This is a genomic window from Mesorhizobium sp., from assembly GCF_041661565.1.
GTDB lineage: Bacteria > Pseudomonadota > Alphaproteobacteria > Rhizobiales > Rhizobiaceae > Mesorhizobium.
Map to the genome: position 1 here is coordinate 43565 of NZ_JBAZUD010000005.1, position 15360 is coordinate 58924.

15 protein-coding genes are annotated in these 15360 nt (G+C 63.8%); 4 read left to right on the plus strand and 11 right to left on the minus strand.

What is annotated here, in order from left to right; all coding sequences use genetic code 11:
* Positions 1–6: 6 nt before the first annotated feature.
* Positions 7–1191: a cell wall hydrolase gene (locus tag WC739_RS01970; protein WP_372951323.1), complete on the minus strand. Its 1185-nt coding sequence runs from the start codon at positions 1189–1191 to the stop codon at positions 7–9.
* A 134-nt stretch (positions 1192–1325) separates the two neighbouring features.
* On the minus strand, positions 1326–2630 hold the full coding sequence (locus WC739_RS01975) for an MFS transporter (protein WP_372951324.1): 1305 nt from the start codon (positions 2628–2630) through the stop codon (positions 1326–1328).
* Positions 2631–2747: 117 nt separating this feature from the next.
* Between WC739_RS01975 and WC739_RS01980 the strand changes: the two genes are divergently transcribed.
* Complete coding sequence (locus tag WC739_RS01980; protein WP_372951325.1) at positions 2748–3668, plus strand: LysR substrate-binding domain-containing protein; 921 nt, start codon at positions 2748–2750, stop codon at positions 3666–3668.
* Between the two features lie 57 nt (positions 3669–3725).
* Here the strand turns inward: WC739_RS01980 and der are convergent, their stop codons facing one another.
* Together der and WC739_RS01990 are read right to left on the minus strand one after the other, a co-directional pair.
* Positions 3726–5162: a ribosome biogenesis GTPase Der gene (gene der / locus WC739_RS01985; protein WP_372951326.1), complete on the minus strand. Its 1437-nt coding sequence runs from the start codon at positions 5160–5162 to the stop codon at positions 3726–3728.
* On the minus strand, positions 5159–5824 hold the full coding sequence (locus WC739_RS01990) for a tetratricopeptide repeat protein (RefSeq protein ID WP_372951327.1): 666 nt from the start codon (positions 5822–5824) through the stop codon (positions 5159–5161). Before WC739_RS01990 ends, der begins: the two co-directional genes overlap by 4 nt.
* Before the next feature lie 194 nt (positions 5825–6018).
* Here WC739_RS01990 and WC739_RS01995 point away from each other — a divergent pair, with 194 nt between their 5' ends.
* A complete protein-coding gene (locus tag WC739_RS01995; protein ID WP_372951351.1) occupies positions 6019–7023 on the plus strand; it encodes a polysaccharide deacetylase in 1005 nt (334 codons plus the stop codon).
* Between the two features lie 28 nt (positions 7024–7051).
* Here the strand turns inward: WC739_RS01995 and sbmA are convergent, their stop codons facing one another.
* Entirely contained in the window at positions 7052–8311 is a 1260-nt protein-coding gene (gene sbmA, locus WC739_RS02000) for a peptide antibiotic transporter SbmA (RefSeq protein ID WP_372951328.1), read from the minus strand.
* 115 nt (positions 8312–8426) lie between these two features.
* Entirely contained in the window at positions 8427–9587 is a 1161-nt protein-coding gene (locus WC739_RS02005) for a YbfB/YjiJ family MFS transporter (RefSeq protein WP_372951329.1), read from the minus strand.
* A gap of 189 nt (positions 9588–9776) precedes the next feature.
* Between WC739_RS02005 and WC739_RS02010 the strand changes: the two genes are divergently transcribed.
* Complete coding sequence (locus WC739_RS02010) at positions 9777–11033, plus strand: aminopeptidase (protein ID WP_372951330.1); 1257 nt, start codon at positions 9777–9779, stop codon at positions 11031–11033.
* 157 nt (positions 11034–11190) lie between these two features.
* Here WC739_RS02010 and WC739_RS02015 read toward each other — a convergent pair whose 3' ends face one another.
* On the minus strand, positions 11191–11541 hold the full coding sequence (locus WC739_RS02015; protein ID WP_372951331.1) for an ArsC family reductase: 351 nt from the start codon (positions 11539–11541) through the stop codon (positions 11191–11193).
* A gap of 172 nt (positions 11542–11713) precedes the next feature.
* The gene (locus tag WC739_RS02020) at positions 11714–12067 is read right to left on the minus strand and encodes a SnoaL-like domain-containing protein (protein ID WP_372951332.1); all 354 of its coding nucleotides are present in this window, start codon (positions 12065–12067) and stop codon (positions 11714–11716) included.
* A 226-nt stretch (positions 12068–12293) separates the two neighbouring features.
* Here WC739_RS02020 and WC739_RS02025 point away from each other — a divergent pair, with 226 nt between their 5' ends.
* Positions 12294–12998: an SOS response-associated peptidase gene (locus tag WC739_RS02025; protein ID WP_372951333.1), complete on the plus strand. Its 705-nt coding sequence runs from the start codon at positions 12294–12296 to the stop codon at positions 12996–12998.
* 27 nt (positions 12999–13025) lie between these two features.
* On the opposite strand, the gene WC739_RS02030 is transcribed toward WC739_RS02025, so the two are convergent.
* The 3 genes from WC739_RS02030 to WC739_RS02040 all read right to left on the minus strand — a co-directional run bounded on the left by WC739_RS02030 (position 13026) and on the right by WC739_RS02040 (position 15160).
* On the minus strand, positions 13026–13340 hold the full coding sequence (locus WC739_RS02030; RefSeq protein ID WP_372951334.1) for a hypothetical protein: 315 nt from the start codon (positions 13338–13340) through the stop codon (positions 13026–13028).
* Positions 13341–13476: 136 nt separating this feature from the next.
* Positions 13477–14562 carry an ABC transporter ATP-binding protein gene (locus tag WC739_RS02035; RefSeq protein ID WP_372951335.1) on the minus strand — a complete coding sequence of 362 codons (1086 nt, stop codon included), beginning with the start codon at positions 14560–14562 and terminating at the stop codon, positions 13477–13479.
* On the minus strand, positions 14552–15160 hold the full coding sequence (locus WC739_RS02040; protein ID WP_372951336.1) for a cupin domain-containing protein: 609 nt from the start codon (positions 15158–15160) through the stop codon (positions 14552–14554). The genes WC739_RS02035 and WC739_RS02040 overlap by 11 nt, the downstream gene beginning before the upstream one ends.
* Between the last annotated feature and the right edge of the window lie 200 nt (positions 15161–15360).

Genomic DNA, 15360 nt, shown 5'->3' on the forward strand with positions numbered 1-15360 from the left:
AGGCGATCAGCTCCAGCCGCCGCCATAGGTGCGATAGAAGATATGCAGGCCGATCTTGGTCATCTTCTGCATGGTGCGCGCCCAGCCGGGGTGAACATACTGGGCGTAGTAGTGGGTCGACGATCCGACTTCCGGGATGAAGATCTTACCCGCGGTGACGGCCATGGCGATCTCTTGCGCGGTCTTGTAGGCGACCGGGCTGTCGATGCGCTTCTTCCTGCCGTCGCAGGCGAAGGAGAACTGGCAACGGTTGAACCAGCTGTCATTCTGATAGACGACGCCGCAGATCGAATTCGGATAGGCGGGGTTGCGGACGCGATTGAGGATGACCTGCGCCACGGCGGCCTGACCACGCACGGATTCGCTGCGGGCTTCGAAATAGATGCCATTGGCCAGGCATGCCTGTTCCGGTTTGGAGAAGACGCTTGCCGGAAGCGGGTTCTGTATCCACGAATGATCGCCCTTGGCCATCGGCGGGATGAAGCGGCCATCGCTCGGCTTTTCGTCCTGGAGCAAGGCTTCGAAGGGCGAGGCCTTGGCATAGTCGGGCTCGGCCTGGGCATAGGCTGTCGCGAGGATATCCGGATGGTCATTGTTGACCAGGGCTGCAAGCATGGACGGCACGCCGGGATCCGGCCTCCTGTCCTCGCGCGCATGAAAGGCGGCGGCGATCTGGATTTCCTTGCCTTTGATCTCGGGCTTGGCGAAAGCCATCTTCAAGTCGCTGTCCATGCTGGGACGCAACAAGGAAGAGGTGCGCTCGAAGATCGATCCGGCGTTGAAGTTCCTGGGTGGAGCGACGGGAGACATCTCGACGATGCGGCCCTTCTTGTCGGCTCGCACGACGCGATCCTCGTCGGGCGTCCCGGCGACCTTGCCACCCTTGCCGCGAAACGACACGTTGCCGACGCCGGCCAGATGGATGCCGGATCCGGAAATGGAACCGGTGACATCGGAATCGACAAAGGGCATTTCCGCCGAATGGGTCGAGCCGGCGACGGATTTCTCGACAAACGAATTCCAGCGCGAGCTCGATGCTTCAAGGCCGGAAACGAGGCTGGTCATGTCCTGATAGGCGGCGACGGTGGGAAATCCGATCCAGATGCCGAGACCGATGACGAGCGGAGGCAGAAAGCCGCGTCTTTTCTCACCGGCGGCGGCGACAAGCCGCTTCAACACACGTCGATGCACGGAACACTCTCCAGGAACGCTACTGACCCACTGGAGAGAAAATGATGCATTAACCTTGATGCGGGGTTAACGCGTTCGATCGTGTTTTTCAAATCGGCCCAAGACGGGGCGGCGGTTCGGGCCCGGTCGAACCGTCAGTTCGGCCGCAGCAAGATGGGCCAGGCAATGAGCGCGCAAACAGCGCCCACCAGCCAGACACCTGGCCACGACCAGAGCAACAGCAAAGCCGGGATGGCCGTCGGCACCACGAAGAAGGCGATGAAGACGAAGCTGTTTGCAAGGCCGAGCGCGGTTCCTGCCCGGTTGGCGCCGGCAAGCGTAGCGAGCTCGGTGTAGGCGACGCCATGCCAGGCGGAAACCGAAATGCCGGCAACGACCAGCAGCGCCGCGATCGCCGGTATCAGCGCGGCGTGGGAGCCCGGCATCGCCGTTGCCGCGAGCACCAGCAGGCCGAGAGCCGCGAAGCCAACCGCGCTCGTCATGCTGCAGAGGCGCAGGAACCCGCGGCGGTTGCCGTGGCGGTCGGTGAAGCGGCCGCTCCAGACACGCATAACCATGGCGCCGGTCTGAACAGCGGCAAGGCTGGCGCTGATCGCCAGCGTGCCCATGCCGGCGAAGTCGTGCAGGAAGACGGAAGCGAAGGTCAGCACCGCGACCTGCGGGAAACAGAGCAGGCCTATTGCGGTGGCGATGCGCCAGACCTCGACATTGCGCAGCGGCGCCGGGCCGCCCGGCTTGGCCATCGCCCTGCCTCCGGCACTGTTCATCCCAAGGTCTATCTCCGGCGGCTGGTGCAGCCAGCGCCAGGCAAACAGCGCCGAGACGGTATTCGAAGCCGCCAGCAGCGCAAAGACCGCCGCGAAACCGTGCACCGACGCCAGGGACGGCAGGACCAGCGCGCCAATCCCGCCGCCGAGCGGCACCGCCGTCTGCCTGATGCTCATGGCAAAACCGCGCTCGCCCTCGCGGAACCAGGCCATGATGGCACGGCCGCTGGAACCGTTGACACTGCCGCCAAGCAGGCCGGTGACCAGCAGGCATGCGGCCAGCATTGCAACGCTAGGCACATAGATCGTCGATGGCACGATGAACAGCGCCATCAGCGCGAGCCAGGCCGCCGTCGCGCCGAGCCCGGTCAACAGCACGCCGCGATCGCCCCAGCGGTCGGTGAGCAGCCCCCAGGGCAGTTCGCTCAAGGCCACACCCAATCCGAGGAGGCCGAGGACAAGGCCGAGATTGCCGTTGGTGAGATGATAACTTGAACGCAGAAACACCGCCGCCGCAGGAATGCCGGCGAAGGTGGCGGAGAAACTGGCATTGGCGGCAACGCCGATGCCAAGCACCTTCCAGCGATGATTGGCGCGAAATCGTTCAGTCTTCGAAGGGACGGCGGTTCGGCCAACCCGGCCTGGCTCACAATTTGCGTCGGCGATCGACATGGCGGGACTCCTGTAATGCCCGTTTTCGGTCCTTGAAGCCTTGTCCATAGCGTCATATGTTGATCCCGAATATCGGGAAGTTTTTGATATTTATTCCCAAAAAGAAGGACTGTTTTGATGCGACGCATAAATTTCGATCTCGATGTGCTCAGGAGTTTCGTCACCGGCATGGAGCTCGGCAGCTTCGCCAAGGCAGCCGATCGGCTCGGACGTTCGACCTCGGCGGTCAGTGCCCAATTGAAAAAGCTGGAGGAGCAGGCGGCGACACCGATCTTTCGCAAGTCCGGCCGCGGCCTGGCGCTGACCGAAGCCGGCGAAACCATGCTCGGCTATGCCAGGCGGCTGCTCGAATTGAACGACGAGGCGGCTTCAGCCATCCACGGCGTCGAGTTGGAAGGTTGGGTCAGGCTCGGCCTGCAGGAGGATTTCGGCGAGGCGGTGCTGCCCGAGGTGCTCGGGCGCTTCGCCCGGACGCACCCCAAGGTCAAGATCGAGGCGCGGATCGCGCGCAGCTATGAGCTCGCCGAGCGGATCACATCGGGCAATCTCGACATTGCGCTGGCGTGGGAGTGCGGCCAGGCGCTGCCCTACAGCCGGCATGTCGGCGATGTGCAGTTGCGCTGGATCGGTCCGGCAAAGCTGATCGAGACCAGCCTGCGTGAGGGTGAGGCGCTGCCGCTGGTGGCGTTGGAAGCACCCTGCCTGTTGCGCACAGTGACGACGGAAACGCTGGACCGCGCCGGCCTGCCATGGCGGATGGCCTTCTCCAGCCCCAGTCTCGGCGGCATCTGGGCGGCTGTGGCGGCGGGGCTGGGGTTGACGATCCGCACCGATATCGGCCTGCCGGCCAATGTCAGGGCAATGGCGCCGCAGGTGCTGGGTTTACCGGCGCTGCCGACAATGGCGCTGGTGCTGCACCAGAAGGACGCTGAACTCGACCCGGTGGCGACGCGGCTGGCGGATATATTGCTGCAGGCGGCGATAGAGGCGCTGCCGCAGGATGCGCGCATGGATGAGAGGTTGAGAGCGGTTGCCTAGGGTCTTGACGATGACGAAGCTGGAGGTGTTACCGCAAATCGCCCAGAGAGACCTGCCTCATTTTCGCTTGTTCGCTCGCCCCGCGAACGGGTTGTCCGAAGTCCGCAGCGCGATGCGGATCGGCACGCCCGGCATGTCGAAGGCTTCCCGCAGGCTGTTCGAAAGATAGCGCACATAGGATTGCGGCATCGCATCCGGCCGCGAGCACTGGACGACGAAGCCCGGCGGGCGCGTCTTGGCCTGGGTGACGTACTTGACCTTCAGCCGGCGACCGGCGACCGCTGGCGGCGGATGATGCGCGAGGATGGCTTCCAGCCAGCGGTTGAGCTTGCCGGTCGAAACACGGCTGTTCCAGACCTTGTGGGTCCTCAAGACCGCGTCCATCAGCTTGTCGAGGCCCCGCCCGGTCTCGGCCGAGACCGGTACGGCCTGGATGCCGCGCGCCTGCGGCAGCAGCCGTTCGGTCTTCTCGCGCAACTCCGCCAGAAGCTCCTGCGGGTTGTCGATGACATCCCATTTGTTGAAGGCGATCACCGGCGCGCGGCCCTCGCGGATGATCAGGTCGGCGATCTGCAGGTCCTGCTTCTCGAAGGGAATGGTGGCGTCGAGCACGATGATGACGATCTCGGCAAAGCGGATCGCGCGCAAGCCGTCCTGCACGGACATGACTTCCAGCTTCTCGTGGATCCTGGCCTTGCGGCGCATGCCGGCCGTGTCGAACAGTTTCAGGCGGCGGCCGTGCCACTCCCAGTCGACGGAGATCGAATCCCGGGTGATGCCGGCTTCCGGCCCGGTCAAAAGCCGCTCCTGCCCGATCAGTGCGTTGATCAGCGTCGACTTGCCGGCGTTCGGTCGGCCAACGACAGCGATGCGCATCGGCTTGGTGTCGTCATAGGTATGCACATCCTCGGCGTCCGGATCGACAATGTCCTCGCCGATCAGAACCTCGCCGGCCGCGATCTCCTCGTCGACGCCCTCTTCCTCGCCGAAGGCGCGAGCCTCGCCCAGCGCGCCAATGACGGCGTCGCGCAAATCGGGCATGCCCTGGCCGTGCTCGGCCGAAATCGGGATCGGTTCGCCGAGGCCCAGTTCCCACGCCTCCAGCATGCCGCCCTGCGCGCCCTTCGCCTCGGCCTTGTTGGCGACCAGGACGACCGGCTTGCCGGACTTGCGCACGATTTCGGCAAAGGTCTTGTCGTCCGGCATCAGGCCGGACTTGGCATCGACCGTGAAGAAGATCAGGTCTGCCTCACGAATGGCGATCTCGGTCTGCGCGCGCATGCGGCCGGGCAAGGTGGACGCCGCCGCATCCTCGAAGCCGGCGGTATCGATGACATCGAAATGCAGGTCGTAGAGCTTGGCGGCATGGACGCGGCGATCGCGGGTTACGCCCGGCGTGTCGTCGACAAGCGCCAGCTTCCTTCCCACCAGCCGATTGAAAAGAGTCGATTTGCCGACATTGGGTCTGCCGATGATGGCGACTTTGAAGGTCACGACGCACTGCCCGAGCCGCGGATCAGCTCGGACATCAACGTTGCCCGCTCGCGGGTGTTGCGTGGGGCGCCGTCATCGGCGGCGATCTGGTCGAACAGCTTCAGGGCATCCTGGGCCTTGCCTTGCTTCCAGGCGGAAAGGCCGAGCGCCTCGCGCGCGGTGTGGCGCAGCGTGTTGGTATCCGAGGTCAGCGCCTCGACGCGGCTGGAGACGTCGGCGAATGAGCCATGGTCGACGAGCAGGAGCGCCGCCCGCAGCCTTGCCATGTCTCGAATGCCCTGGGGGATTGCCGCGTCGGCGGCGACATCGTCGAAATCCTTGACGGCGGCGGCGACGTCGCCCTTGTCGGCCTTGACGGTCGCGGCACGCATGCGGGCGAGCAGCGGATAGGCGCCGTAGCCATCCTTCTCCAATTGGTCGAGCGCCGTCAGCGCCTCGTCGCTCTTGCCGTCATTGGCAAGCTTCAGCGCCTGAGAAAACGCATCGCCGGAGCGGTTGGCGCGCGTCTCGTCCCAGTAGCGATAGCCAACGAAGCCGGCGGTGCCGAGCACGACGAGGACCGCGGCGACGATCAAAGCGGGGCCGAAACGGTCCCAAAGCGCCTGCGCCTGCTCGCGACGAATCTCGTCGTTGACTTCGCGAATAAAACTGTCGTCCGACATCGATCAAAACCATTCCTGCCCGGCTGGGCCCTTTGTCAGCCCGCGTTTTAGCGAAATTTTGTCGGCATGGAAGGGGTCCGGCTGGAAAATCGGGCTTTATCGGGACAGGCCGCCGAAAAGGCCGACCGCACCAACGCCATATTTCCGCGATAGCCGGCTTCATTCGTTTTCCTTGAGGGCAGTCCCGCTTGCCGATGCTTCGTCCGTTTCGCGTTGTTGCGTTTTTCCTCGCCTCGCTCGCCGCCGCCGGCGGAGCCTTGGCCGATCCGCCCGCCCCGCCAATCCCTTCGAAACCGACGCAGGTGGTCATCATCTCGTTCGACAGCGCACGCGACATTTCGCAATGGAAGCGCAGCCGTGCGCTGGCACAGCGCACCGGCGCGCATTTCACCTATTTCCTCTCCTGCGTTTTCCTGCTGTCGCCGGAAACGCGCAAGGCCTACGTGGCGCCCGGCAGGAGCGCGGGAAAATCCAACATCGGCTTCGCCGCCTCGAAGCAGGAAGTGGCCGAGCGGCTGGAGCAGATCGGTCTCGCCGCGCAGGAGGGCCACGATATCGCCAGCCATGCCTGCGGTCACTTCGACGGCAAGCACTGGAGCAAGGCCGACTGGCTGAAGGAATTCGGCTCGTTCGAGCACATTCTCGAGAACGCCTACGCGATCAACGGCATCGAGCCCGAGCCCAAAAGCTGGCGCGATTTCGCCCAGCACGTGGTGGTCGGCTTTCGCGCGCCATATCTGTCGGCAAACAAGGCGCTTTACGAGGCGTTGCCCGCGGCCGGCTATCAATTCGACGCCAGCGGCGTCTCGCGAGGCCCTGTCCAGCCCACGGCCGGCGACGGCATCATGCATTTTTCCCTGCCGCTGATCCCGGAGGGACCGAAATCGCGGCCGGTGATCGCCATGGATTACAATCTCTATGTCAGGCATTCCGGCGGCTTCGAGCGGCCGCGCAAGGCGGACGAGTTCACCAACCGGACCTATGACGCCTTCCGTGCCGCCTTCGAGGCGCAATACAGGGGTAAGCGCATTCCGCTGGAACTCGGCTTCCACTTCACCCTGATGAACGACGGCGCCTACTGGAACGCGCTCGAGCGCTTCGCGGGCGAGGTCTGCGTCAAGGCCGATGTCGAATGCATCAGTTTCCGTGACTATGTTTCCCGGCGTGATGCCGGCCCGAAGCAGACGGTAGGCGGCTGAACCGCCACCGGCCTCGATCCGGAGCCGATCAAACCGGGTCTTCGGCCCCGTGGCGCTCAAGATACCGCTGATCAATGGCTGGAAGCGGCTCACCCTCCAGCGTCGCTTCGAAGGCGCGCAAACGCTTGTGGACCGACTGAAGTTCGACAATGGTCGACCAGGAGGTGAGCAGAAACTGCAGCGATCCCGTCACTTTCCCGAATGCATTCGAGATTTGGTTCAATGCGCCGAACGTAATCTTGTGCGCAACAAGGGACGGTCCCAGGATCAACAGCGCGAAAATGTTGTCAGCCTGGAGGTAGGTGTAACGGACGACGTTGAAATAGATGTAGTGGAAATACAGCCTGAAATAATTGTGGCGAACATTCGCGAAGAGCTCGGCGGTCGTGGCTGGCTGAGCCCTGTCGGCATGATCCTCACCGTAGACCAGTTCCTTGCGGTAAGCGGCTTCGACGCGCTGATTGCGGAACTGTAGTCCTGGAAGTTTCAGGCCGGCAATCATCACCGAGATTGTTCCGAACAGACACCAGGCCAGCGCCGCGACAACCAATGGCTGTGGGATCGCTCCGATAATCGGCAACTCGGTGATATGGGCCTGCAACTGGATCATCACCGGAAGGAAGGCAATCAAGGTCATGATCGACTGCACGAAGCTGGAACCGAGATCCTCCATGATCTGGGAGAACCGCATCGTGTCTTCCTGAATACGCTGAGATGCGCCCTCGATATGGCGGAGCCTGCTCCAGTTCGCGACGAAATAATTGTTCATCGCGGTACGCCAGCGGAAGATCCAATGGCTGACAATGAAGGCATTGACCACCTGCACATTCATGCCGACCAGCGCCAGCCAGGAAAAGTCGGCTAGACCGGTGTAGAACTCGCCGTTGGTCGACTTGCCGGTCCCCGACATCAATCCCTGCACATAATCAAAGAAGGGGCCGTACCAAGCGTTGACGGCGACACTGACCTGCACATTGAAATAGATAAAGAACAGGATGACCGCCGTCATCAGGATCGACCAGCGCTGCCACGGATGAGGTGAGTACCAACTCCAGAACGCGTAGAAAATGGCCACGCACAAGGCGAAGTAGATATAGAACCAGAGGAACGGCTTCGACACGAGAATGGCGATACCGATAATTGGCGGCGCGTCCGCCGCGGCCGGTGGCAGGCCGAGGACCGCGCCCAATTGCTCACCGCCGAAAAACCAGAACAGGATTGCCGCAAGGCTCCAAATAGCGGCCGAAGTAAAGAACAGCTTCGGCCGCGGAAAAAAGGATACGAACACTGTGGCGAGTTCCTTGCTTGGTGCCCAAATCAGCGGGGTTTTGCGGGCATAAAGTCATAAGTCAGATGGAAAGAAAATGGCTGCCCGATGCCCGGCATCGAGCAAGACCCGCAAATCATGGCGATTTTGGCGCGACCGACCATGTGACGAGACCGGAGACGACCAGCAGGGCCGCGGCGACGATCGAGGCGACGAAGAAATCGCCTGACGCCTGAGCCAGCAGCCCCGCGGCGATCGGCCCGATGATCTGGCCCAGGCCGAAGGACGCCGTCATCACGGCGAAGATGCGGCGGGGCGCCGCTGGCGCCTGCTGCCGCGCGACCTGCAGGCCAAATGCCGTGATGGCAATGAAGGTAGCGCCGAGCAGGAAGGCCCCAAGCAGCGGCCCGGTCCGTCCACCCAGAGCCACGCTGGCGGTAACGCCGGCGACCTCGATGAAGCATGCCAGCGCGTAGGCGGCGTGCAGGCCTATGCGGGCGGCAATCTTCTGCCACAACCATGTCGAGGGGAAGCCGGCGAGGCCGGCGACCATCCACACAACGGCCTCGAAGACGCGACTGCCGCCGCCTTGCCGGACAATGGCGACCAGGAACGTTGCCGTCACCACATAGCCGAAGCCGAACAGGCCGTAGGCAAGGATGATCTTCGTCAGCGCCCGGTCATTCGGCAGGGGCGGTTCACGGGCGGCCTCGCCGCTGGCGAGCGGGCCCTCGTTCGCCAACAGCGCGACGGCCACGAAGCCGCAGGCCGAAATCGCCGCCGACCACAGCCAGCCCGCCTGCCAGCCGGCATGCTCCGTGACCAGTGCCGCCATCATCGCCGCCGAGACCGCGATGCCCAGGCCCACGCCGCCAAAGTGCCAGGCCTGCAGGTCGCCACGACCGGCGGCGTGGATATGGCTGAAGACCATGCCGGCCATGAAGACCATGACCAGGGCGCTGGCCAGGCCGGCCAGGAAGCGGATGGCGAGAAAGGCGGCCATTGTGCCGGACAGTCCCATCAGCGCCGCGAGGACCACGCTCGCTCCGAGCCCGGCCAGCATGAGCCCACGCTCCCGCCCATGCGCCCAGCCGCCCGCCGCCGCCAACGCGCCGACGAGGTAGCCGAGATAATTGGCCGACGCGATCCATCCGGCTTGGGCCGGCGACAGATGCAGTTCTTCCATCATGCCGGGCAGGATCGGCGTGTAGACGAAACGGCCGATGCCCATGGCGACAGCCATGGCAATCATGCCGGCGACGGTGAACCGCAGGGCTTTCGAGGTGGCCGATCTCATTGCAGCGCAGCATAAAGGCGGCAAACGCTGACACAATCCGCATCCTGTTGGGCCAGCGCGGCCGGGACGTCACGGCGACGACGGCACAATCCGGATCGGCGCTCACGCGCCTTGCGGCACGATCAAGGTGGAAAGCACCGGGGCGCCGGTCTATGTTCAGCCGGTCATCAAATCACGGCAGGCAGAATCATGACCACACATTCGCGCGGCGTTTCCGCATCGATCGACTCGGTGAAGCTCGACAGGCTGGCGGAAGTCGCCATCAAGGTGGGATTGCAGTTGCAGCCCGGGCAGGATCTGGTGCTGACCTCGTCGATCGCGGCCCTGCCGCTGACGCGGCGCATCGTCGAGCACGCCTACAAGGCCGGCGCCGGGCTGGTGACGCCGATCTTCAACGACGACGAGATGACGCTGGCGCGCTATCGCTTCGGCGCCGATGCGGGCTTCGACCACGCCGCCGGCTGGCTCTATGAAGGCATGGCGAAGGCCTTCGCCAACAATGCGGCGCGGCTTGCCGTGCGCGGCGAGGATCCCTCGCTGCTGTCGGGGCAGGACCCGGCGAAAGTGGCACGCGCCAACAAGGCGAATTCGATGGCGTACCAGCCGGCGCTGGAAAAGATTACCGGCTTCGACATCAACTGGAACATCGTCGCCTATCCGGACCTCGCCTGGGCCAGGCAGGTTTTCCCCGATGACGCCGACGATGTCGCCGTGGCCAAGCTCGCCGACGCCATCTTTGCAGCGTCCCGAGTCGATGTGGAAGACCCGATCGGCAACTGGAAAGCGCACAACGCAGCCCTCCGCGGCCGCACGGAATGGCTGAACGGCCATAATTTCCATGCGCTGCATTTCACCGGACCAGGCACCGACCTGACCGTCGGGCTGGCGGATGGCCATGAATGGATGGGCGGCGCCTCGACCGCCAAGAACGGCATCACCTGCAACCCAAACATCCCGACCGAGGAGGTGTTCACGACGCCGCATGCAAGGCGCGTCGAGGGCCATGTCTCCTCAACCAAGCCGCTGTCCTATCAGGGCACACTGATCGACGAGATTTCTGTACGCTTCGAGGAAGGCAGGATCGTCGAAGCCAAGGCGTCGAAGGGCGAGGACGTCCTGAAGAAAGTTCTCGACACCGATGAGGGATCGCGCCGGCTGGGCGAAGTGGCGCTGGTTCCGCATTCGTCGCCGATTTCGGCAAGCGGCCTGTTATTCTTCAACACGCTGTTCGACGAGAACGCCGCCTGCCACATCGCGCTCGGCCAGTGCTATTCGAAGTGCTTCGTCGACGGCGCCTCGCTCAGCCAGGACGAGATCGCCGCGCGCGGCGGCAACAAGAGCTTCATCCACATCGACTGGATGATCGGCTCGGACAAGATCGACATAGACGGCGTGCACAAGGACGGCGCCCGCGTGCCGGTGATGCGCAAGGGCGAATGGGCCTGAGAGGTATCCATGCCGTGACGTCAGCCGAGCGATGCGGCGGAACAGAATCCGCACCGTTGCAACGCTTATAGGTCACGGCATAGATTCTATGGTCTGCGCCGCGTCGCTTCGCTCCTTGCTCCGCCATAGAATGACGAAGTGAGGGGCATTCAGCGCCCTACCTACCCACCGCCGCCTCATAGACATCCGGCTTGAACCCGACCAGAATAGTATCACCGACCTCCAGCACCGGCCGCTTGATCATCGTCGGCTTGGCCAGCATCAGCGCCTTGGCCTTTGTCTCATCGAGGCCCTGCTTGTCCTTGTCCGGCAACTCGCGGAATGTGGTGCTGCCCTTGTTGAGCAGCCTTTCCCAGCCGACCTTGCCAACCCAGCCGTCCAGCCTGGCTGCGTCGACCCCCTCGGCCCGATAGTCATGGAACCGGTATGGCACGCCGCGCCCCTCGAGCCAGGCGCGCGCCTTCCTGACCGTGTCGCAGGTGGTGATGCCGTACATTGTGATCGTCAAGACAATGGTCCTTCGAACTCCGAATCTGGTCGCAGATTAGGGGCGCGCCGCGCCCTTTGCCAGCGGCCTGGCCGTTGGCTCGACATTGCGCGGCACACGCGGCTGGCCGCGATGTCGATCGCGCAAACACGCTGCAAAGCGCAGGCTCCCGAAAGCGGGGGGTTTGCCGGCCTCAGTAGTAGAAGCGCTCTTCGGTGATCTTGCCGTTCTTGACCGTGTAAAGGCCGACCTCATCCAAGGTCACACGCTCGCCGGTGGCCTTGGGCGTCACGTCGAACGTGAAGCGCACGGCGAACTGGTCGCCATTGACATAGGGGCCCTCGACCGAGCCGCCATGCACCTCGTGGTTGTCTTGCCACCACTGGCTCTTCTGCCTCAGGGCCTCCTTGCCATGGCTGACGGCCATCGGTCCCTCCATGGCTTCGTAGCTGGAAATATCGTCGGCATTGTATTTGTCGGCGGCAGCCTGGTGGTCTCCCTGCTTGAGGAGCTCGGTGAAATCCTTGGCAATTTCAGAGACGGTCATGTGTGGTCCTCCTGTTCAGCCTGGCTTCGATGTAGGGAAGCGCTGGCTGGTGCGCCACCGACGAGCCGCACGACAGCTGACAAGGTCCTGTCAGGACTTCAGTTTGGCGGCCGCGCGACGACAACCCGAGGCGCTTGCTGCGCGCGATGTCCATTGCGGCGCCGGTCCGGTGCTGGCTCACGCGCATTCGGTTGCGGACACGGGCCAATTCCGCGATGCTGGATGCATGTGCAATCTCTACAACATCACCACGACGCAGGAGGCGGTCCGTCAATGGACGCGCACGTTGCGCGACATCAGCGGCAACCTCGAGCCTTCGATCGACATCTATCCCAATCAGCCCGGCCTGGTGGTACGCAACACCGTCGACGGTGAACGGGAGCTGGCGAAACTGCTCTGGGGTTTGCCGACGCCGCCGGAGCGCATGAAAGGCAAGGCCGACTACGGCACCACCAACATTCGCAATCCGCAATATTCGCACTGGCAGCAGTTTATCGGCGTCGAGAACAGATGCGTCGTGCCGGTGACCAGCTTCGCCGAACCCAGCCCCGCACCGAACGACAAGGATCCGGAAACGGGAATCCAGCGCAACTATTGGTTTGCCCGTAACGAAGACCGGCCGCTGTTTTTCTTCGCTGGTTTCTGGACCCGCTGGCAGGGCGTTCGAAAGGTCAAGGATGGTCCCGGCGACTTCGAGGTCTACGCTTTCATGACAACCAGGCCGAACGCCCTCATCGCGCCGATCCATGAGAAGGCGATGCCCGTGATCCTGACCACACCCGAGGAGACGGAGGCCTGGCTGACGGCGCCGTGGGCGCAAGCACGGCATTTGCAGAAGACGGCGCCCGACGACGCGTTGGTGATCGTCGAGAAGCCGGCGACACAGATCAAGTTTCCGCGAGAGGCGCCGGCCCAGGGGTCCCTGTTCTAGGCTGCATTACCGACTTGCCGGACTGCCTCAATCGTCGTCCCGCCAGATCACCCGGCGAACCATGCGGATCTCGACAAGGCGCCTGACACGGATTTTGAGGCGCTCGGCGGCGCTTGGCAGGATGACGCTGGCGTCAAGCTCGCGGCGTTTGCAGCGTTCGCACCGCATAAGCCGCTCCACGTCCCAAAAGGGAATGTCGCCGACCAGTTTTGCGAGGTCGCCGGGGAGATAGTGCCGCGTGATGTTGCAGTTCAGACAGCGGACACGAATGACCTGCCCGACTTCATGCGCCAGGCCCAGGGTTTGCACGTTTCGGCGCGGCCGGCTGCTGAGTTCGGGCATCAGCCAATTAGGAATTAATTCCTTGTCACGTCAATCCATACCTGGTCCGTGTCCTGTTTTGTTCACAGCCGACGGAAGGTCCAAAAACACGCCCTGCCCGCCCAGGCCTGCGCCTATCGGGATTTGGGCAACCAGCCTATGCGGGGAGCATGGGGCAGTTGGCGCCACGGCGCAGGCTGATATGCGCCACGTCGCCGACGCCAAATTGGAAACCCTCGGCCTGCCGCGGCGCATCGATCACCACCGGCAACCCTTGCCCAAGCTCGGCGTGGAGGCGCAAGGTTCGGCCATGAAAGACGATGCTGTTGACGCGCGCCGGCGCCGTGCCGGGCGCGGCCTCGGTGGCTGCCAGCAAGTCCTCGGGACGCACGCCTATGGTCCGCACCTCGCCTTCGCCGGGCGACTGGCCGGGTTCAGAGACAGCCTCCAACGGCAAAGCGCCGGCAGCGAACCGCAAGCGATCGCCATCGCGACCGATAAAGCGCGACGGGAGAAGATTCATGGTGCCGATGAAGCTGGCGACAAACTTGGTCGCCGGCCGGTCGTAAAGCGTGGCCGGCGGCGCGATCTGCTCGATGCGGCCCTTGTTCATGACAACTATGCGGTCGGAGATCGACAACGCCTCTGTCTGGTCGTGGGTGACCATGACGAAGGTGGTGCCGAGCCGCGACTGCAACCGCTTGAGCTCGACCTGCATCTGTTCGCGCAGATGCGCGTCGAGCGCCGACAAGGGCTCGTCGAGAAGCAGCACGCGCGGTTCGCAGACGATGGCGCGGGCGAGCGCGACGCGCTGGCGCTGGCCACCGGACAATTGCGATACGCGGGCGCGGATCTTGTCGGCGAGGCCGACCATGTCGAGGGCTTCACCGACGCGCCTGGCCTGCTCGGCCCCCGATAGTTTTCGCAAGGACAGACCGAAGCCGACATTCTGGGCGACGTCCATGTGCGGAAACAACGCATAGTCCTGGAACACGGTGTTGACCGGCCGGTCGAATGGCCGAAGCGCGGTAATATCGCGGCCGTCGAGCAGCACCTTGCCGCTCGACGGGCTTTCGAAGCCGGCGATGACGCGCAGGCTGGTGGTCTTGCCGCAACCTGACGGCCCGAGCAGCGTGATGAACTCGCCGCTGATGATGTCGAGGTCGACGGCATCGAGCCCGACGACGCCACCGGGAAAAATCTTCGAGACCGCCTGCAGCCGGACGAGGGGATCAGGCGCCATTGCGAACCTCGGACGGCTTCGTGGTGTTGACCCAGAGGATCTGGCAACGCTCGGTGCCCGGATTGCGGAAGGCATGAAGAAGCGTGCTCTTGAAGGCAAAACTGTCGCCGGTCTTCAGCACGTATTTGGTCGAATCCACCACAAGTTCGACCTCGCCCGCCAGCACATAGCCGAACTCGTGGCCGGCATGGGCATAGGCCTCGGCTGTGCCGCCGCCGGCTTCCACGCTGACCAGCATGCCGGTCAGCGTCGCACCCGGCGGCGACAGCAGCGCCTTGGCGATGCCTTCCGACTTGACCGGAATGGCACGGCGGCTGCCCGCGCGCACGCAATAGAGATCGTTGACGGCATCATTTCCGTCGGCGATCAGAGCCGATGGCTCGATGTCGAGCGCGGCGGCGAGCGGCCAGATCACCTTGACGCGCAGCGAGGACATGCCGCGCTCGATCTGGCTCAGTGCACCGATCGATACGCCGGCTCTTGCCGCCAGATCGGCCAGCGACAGATTGCGCTCCAGCCGCAGCGCCCGCACGCGGCGGCCGACCCGCACGTCGGCATCGTCCTTCGGCTTCTCGGCGGCTTCGTCCAGCATGTCCATGGGTCGTTCCTTATCAGTCTCTATGCCCGAGCGCGGCGCAGCGTCGAGAAACTCCCCCTTCTCCCCTTGCGGGAGAAGGTGTCGCCGAAGGCGACGGATGAGGGGTGTTCCAGGGAACGCCAACGTCTCACTCCGCTGGAACACCCCTCAACCGTCTCGGCGCTATCGCGCCGATCCACCTTCTCCCACAAGGGGAGAAG

Coding starts and splice junctions, on each gene's coding strand:
- WC739_RS01975 (WP_372951324.1), bottom strand. CDS start 2,630: ATGTCGATCGCCGACGCAAATTGTGAGCCAGGCCGGGTTGGCCGAACC.
- WC739_RS01980 (WP_372951325.1), top strand. CDS start 2,748: ATGCGACGCATAAATTTCGATCTCGATGTGCTCAGGAGTTTCGTCACC.
- WC739_RS01990 (WP_372951327.1), bottom strand. CDS start 5,824: ATGTCGGACGACAGTTTTATTCGCGAAGTCAACGACGAGATTCGTCGC.
- WC739_RS01995 (WP_372951351.1), top strand. CDS start 6,019: ATGCTTCGTCCGTTTCGCGTTGTTGCGTTTTTCCTCGCCTCGCTCGCC.
- WC739_RS02005 (WP_372951329.1), bottom strand. CDS start 9,587: ATGAGATCGGCCACCTCGAAAGCCCTGCGGTTCACCGTCGCCGGCATG.
- WC739_RS02010 (WP_372951330.1), top strand. CDS start 9,777: ATGACCACACATTCGCGCGGCGTTTCCGCATCGATCGACTCGGTGAAG.
- WC739_RS02020 (WP_372951332.1), bottom strand. CDS start 12,067: ATGACCGTCTCTGAAATTGCCAAGGATTTCACCGAGCTCCTCAAGCAG.
- WC739_RS02025 (WP_372951333.1), top strand. CDS start 12,294: ATGTGCAATCTCTACAACATCACCACGACGCAGGAGGCGGTCCGTCAA.
- WC739_RS02030 (WP_372951334.1), bottom strand. CDS start 13,340: ATGCCCGAACTCAGCAGCCGGCCGCGCCGAAACGTGCAAACCCTGGGC.
- WC739_RS02035 (WP_372951335.1), bottom strand. CDS start 14,562: ATGGCGCCTGATCCCCTCGTCCGGCTGCAGGCGGTCTCGAAGATTTTT.
- WC739_RS02040 (WP_372951336.1), bottom strand. CDS start 15,160: ATGGACATGCTGGACGAAGCCGCCGAGAAGCCGAAGGACGATGCCGAC.